We start from the raw sequence: 5,231 nt of genomic DNA on the forward strand, positions 1-5,231 counted from the left end.
AGGTGGCCTCGGGCGCCACGCTGGATTTCGCAGCCGGCGCCTTCACCTTCAGCGGCGGCGCGAACATCACCGGCATCAGCGGAAGCGGGGCAGGCTCGCTGCAGGTGTCCGGCGCGACGGTGTTGGATCAGCGGGGCCTGACGCTGGTGAAGGAGGGCGCCAGCGTTCTCGTCAGCGCCGGCTCACTGACCATCGGCGACGGTCAGAACGGACAACTCGCCCCCATGGTGGTGTCGGGCGGCAAGCTGGTGATGCGCAACGGCAGCAATCTCTCCTTGCCCACGCTCGATCTTGCCGGTGGGGTGTTCGAGAACAGCACGCCGGTGAGCGTGACTGCCGCGCTCAGGGCCACCGGAAGCAGCGCCGTGATTGCCGGTTCGGGCACGCTCACCACCACCGGCAACAGCACCATTGCCATGGGTGAAGCGGCGGGCGGCAGCCTGAGCATTGCCGGCGGCAAGACCTGGACGAATACCGGCAACCTCACGCTCGGGGGCGATGACCGGATCGTCTTCGGCGCGAGCGGCTATTCCGGCAATGCCACGCTCCTGAACACCGGCACCCTGAGCATCACCAGCACGCACGACACGCCGATTGCCCGCAGTGGTGCGGGTACCTTCACGCTGAGCAACCAGGGCCTCATCTCGGTCTCGGTGTCCGGCACGGCGGGCTTCAGTCTGATCGACGGCGTCAATCCGAATGGCGTCTTCGCCAATACCGGCCTGGTCTCGGTCACGGCCGGCACGCTGGCGCTGAATGCCGAGGGCAACGACACGGCCTACACCCTCGGCGCCGGCACGAAGCTGCAGTTCGTTGGCGGCAGTCGTACCCTCACCGGCACCATCACCGGGGGCACGCTGCTCGGTCCGGCCGGGTTCACCGGCGGTGTTGGCGCCACGCTCGCCGGGGTGACCCTCGGCTCGAACATGCCCATCGGCGGCAAGGTGTCGGTCGCGGGCGATCTGACGCTTGCCGAGGGCGCCATGATCACCCTCAACGGGAGCGGCTTCACATTCGACACCAGTAGCGCCGTGCAGCGGATCGCGCCGGTGTCGGGCTCCGCCACGCTCACCCTGGCCGGGGCGGCGCTCCACCAGACCGGTACGCAGCAGACGCTCACCTTCGGGCAGGGGCTGGTCATCAACGGCTATGGCCTGCCGATGTCGTCCGCGGCCGGCGGGGTCGGCAATCGCGTGGTCAACGAGGGCGTGATCGATGCCAGCGTGGCGGCGCGAACCATGCGGCTCGGGGGCGATGCCGCGATCAACAAGGGCCTGGTGCGGGCGTCTGCCGGTGATGTCGAGATCAACACCTACGCCGCCTTCGAGCAGGCCGGCACGCTGCAGATCGATGCCGGCCGAACCCTCACCCGCCAGCCCAACGCGCAGGGCGGGCTGACCAACACCGGTCTGATCACGGGCACGGGCACCCTCGTGGTCGGTTCGGGTGCCAATCGGCTCGTCAACCAGGGCACCCTCCGGCCCGGGGGAGGGGCGGCACCGGGAACGCTGCGCGTCACTGGCGATGTGGAACTTGGCCAGAGCAGCAAGCTCGACATCCGGATTGCCGGTACCCAGCCGGGCAGCTTCGGCCAGCTCGCCGTCACCGGTCAGGTGACGCTGGGCGGCCTTCTCATCGGCTCGCTCCAGGGCGCCACGGCTCTCGCCTCGGGCGAATTCCTGCCGGTGGTCACCGCCACCGCGGAGTCCGGCGGCACCTTCTCGAACACGCTCGACCTGCCCCAGGGCTTCAGTCCGTCCTATCGCATGGCCGCCGGCGAGGCGGTCAGGCTGGTCTTTGCACCGGCTGGCAGCCGGGTCTTCAGCAACGCCGTGGGCGATCTGCGCTGGGAGACCCCGGGCAACTGGACCGGTGGCGCCCCCGGCGCGGATGACGAAGCGGTGATCAGCAGCGGCAGCGGTTATGCCGTCAGCCATGGCGCAGGCAACACCGTGGTGCGGGCCCTCACCATCGACCGGCAGAACTCGCTGTCGGTCACGGGCGGATCGCTGTCGGTCACCGGGCCCACCACGCTCGGCGGGACGCTGCGCGTGGCTGGCGGCAGCTTCCAGGCGGGCGACTCGGTGGTCGGCGGGCAGACCGGTGCCCTGGAGATGATTGACGGTACCGCAGTGCTCAATGGTTCGGCTGCGCTCAGCCGCCTGTCATTGGAGGGCGGCGTGCTCACGGCCAATGGCGCGCTCTCGGTCGCCGATAGGTTCGAGGTCAGAGCCTCGGGTGTGGACTCCTTCCTGCAGGGCCGCGGCAGCCTGCGGACAGCCGGTGCGTCGGTGGTCGAGGGCAAGCTCTGGATCGTGGGCGAGCAGTCGGCGGGCTTTTCCTGGAGCAACGCCGGCAATCTCGGCCTGCGCGACCAGGGTTCCATCCGCTTTGACGGTGCTGCTGCCACGAATCGTCTGGTCAACGAACCGGGCGCCACGATTTCCCTTGACGGAAGCAACCCGGCCCCGATCACGGGGTATCACGCGCCACTGGCCGTGACCAACCACGGCCTGCTGATCGCCGCGGGTTCCGGTGATCAGGCCATCACGGCCGCTCGCGTCGACAATGCCGGTCGGGTTCAGGTGGATGCCGGCAGCCGGCTGGTGATCGGCGGCGGTGGTGACGATGCCGGCGTGTACTCGGTCGCGATGGGGGGCAAGCTGGATTTCGCAGCGGGTGACCGCGCCCTGCTGGCCGGTGCCTCGCTGGAGGGTGGGGGCAGGCTGCGGGTGTCTGGCGCGACGGTGAGCGTGGACCACCACGCCCAGGCGCCGCTGATCGCCGCCGGCCAGGGCACCGAGATCAGTGGCGGCACGCTGCGATTGGGAGAGTCTCTCCGGGCGGCCAGCCAGGCCCAGCCGATCGCGCCGCTGTCGGTCTCGGGCGGGACGCTCGCTCTGGGCGGCGCCCAGTCCGGTTCGTCCTGGCGCCTGCAGTCCCTGAGCCTGGGTGATGCCGCCACGGTGCAGGTCACCGGCGGGAATACGCTGGAGGTCGGTACCCTGGACAGTCATGGCAGCGCCGCCTCGATCGTCGGGGCGACGGAACTCGTCACCCGTCAGGCAGCCACGATCGGTGGTCGCTTGTCGCTGGGTGCCGATGTCGGCAGTTCGGCCCGCTGGACCAACGCCGGGGACACCAACCTGCAGGCCGGCGCCCTCGTGGACATGTCCGGTCCTCAGTCGTCGCTTGGCGGCGTGATGCTCAATCAGGAGGGCGGCACCTTCCGCGGGCTGGGCGTCCTGCAACTCGGTTCTGGCGGCTCGATGCGCAACCTCGGCACGATCGCGCCCGGGGTGCCCATCGGGCCGGATGTGCTCACGGTCAAGGGCGGTGTCGACCTGACCGGCGGCACGCTGAAGATTCTCGTGGGCGGCACTGCGCCGGGCTCGAGCGCGCGGCTGCATGTCGACGGGGATGTGGTGATCGGCGGCCAGCTGGCGGTGCCGCCGCTGTCGGGCTACACGCCAGTCGTGGCGGATGCCATCCCGTTCCTGACGGCGAGCGGTACCGCCAGCCAGACTTTCTCGTCCACCGCGGCTCCCAGCGGCTTCTCGGTCGCTTACTACCAGCAGGCCGGAGAGGCCGGCCGCCTGCTCTTCGGCGGTGAGGGGACGGTCACCTTCGTGAACGCCGCCGGCAATCTCGACTGGTCGTCGCCAGCCAACTGGGGCGGGACGCTGCCCGGCGCCAACGACACCGTGGTGATCAGCTCGGGGCTTGATGTCACCCACAGAACAGGCATCACCACCATCGGCGGTTTGCGGATCGGTGGCGGCAACAGCCTTGTCGTGTCCGGTGGGTCGTTCACCGTCACCGGGGCCACGCAGGTGGATGGTCGTCTCAGGGTGACTGGCACGGCGACGGCGTCGCTCGTTGGAAGCGTCTCCGGCGTGGGTGTCGCCGAGGTGCAGTCCGGTCTTCTCGCCCTCAACGGCGCATTGAGCCTGCCCACGGTGCAGTTGTCCGGCGGCCGGATCGAGGGCACCGGCAGCCTGACGGTCACCTCCAGCTTCGACCAGTCGGGGGGAGGGGCCATCGGAGGCCAGTTGGGGAGCGTGTCGATCCGCCAGGCCCAGGGAGAACTGCGCACGGGCGCCATCGCGTCGGCGGGCAGCCTCACGCTGCAGGCCGGACAGGGCGCGGTCCGCGTTCAGGGCGCGTTGCAGGCTGGCGGGCAGGCCCTCATCCAGGCGGCGGGGAATCTCATCATCGATGCGGCCGGATCGCTTCAGGCATCGGGCAGCGGCGACGCCGCGGTGCTGGTCACCGGCGGCGTCTTCAGCAACCAGGCGGGCCCTTCGGCAGTCTCTGCGCCAGACGGGCGTTGGCTGATCTATTCGTCGACGCCGGATGGCGGAGATCGCGGCGGGCTTGCGCATGGATTCCGCCATTACGGCCAGTCTTACAGCGGTAGCGCCTACGGCGGACCGGGCACCGGCAACGGCTTCCTCTATCAGATCACGCCCACGGTTCAACCGGCGCTGGTCGGTTCGGTGCAGAAGACCTACGACGGCAACGCGAGCTCCTCGTTATCGCAGGTCACGCTCGTCGGCGCGGGCGTTCGCGATGACGATCATCTGGTCTGGCAGGCGGGATCGGTGAGCTTCGATGATCGCCATGCGGGCAGTGCCAAGACGGTGGCCGTCAGCGGCCTGGCCATTGCGTCGGCCGACAATCAGGGCGTGTCCGTCTTCGGTTACCAGACCGGCACCAGCCTCGTGTCAGCGCCGATCGGCACAATCACACCGCGGGCTTTGACGGTGAGCTACACCGGCGTGAACAAGACCTACGACGGCAGCGTCACGGCCACGGTCAGCGCCAGCGACAATCGGGTGCAGGGTGACACCCTGAGCATCGCGAGCAGCGCAGTGTTCGCGGACAAGAACGCGGGCATGAACAAGACCGTGACGGTCAGTGGCGTGAGCTTGTCGGGCTCGGATGCCGGCAACTACACGCTGACCAGCACCGGCGGCACCACCACGGCGACCATCGATCCGCGAGCGCTGACGGTGAGCTACACCGGCGTGAACAAGACCTACGACGGCAGCGTCACGGCCACGGTCAGCAGCACCGACAATCGGGTGCAGGGTGACAGCCTGAGCATCACGCGCAGCGCGGTGTTCGTCGACAAGAACGCGGGCACCGGCAAGACGGTGACCGTCAGCGGCGCGAGCCTGACGGGCGACGATGCCGGCAACTACACGCTCACGGCCACCGGCGGCACC

General features: G+C 69.2%; 1 protein-coding gene. It reads left to right on the plus strand.

What is annotated here, in order from left to right; all coding sequences use genetic code 11:
• The coding region (locus AC2H6A_RS17625) for a beta strand repeat-containing protein (RefSeq protein ID WP_484275027.1) at positions 1-5,231 on the plus strand (5,231 nt) is incomplete at both ends.

Source organism: Quisquiliibacterium sp. (assembly GCF_982640115.1).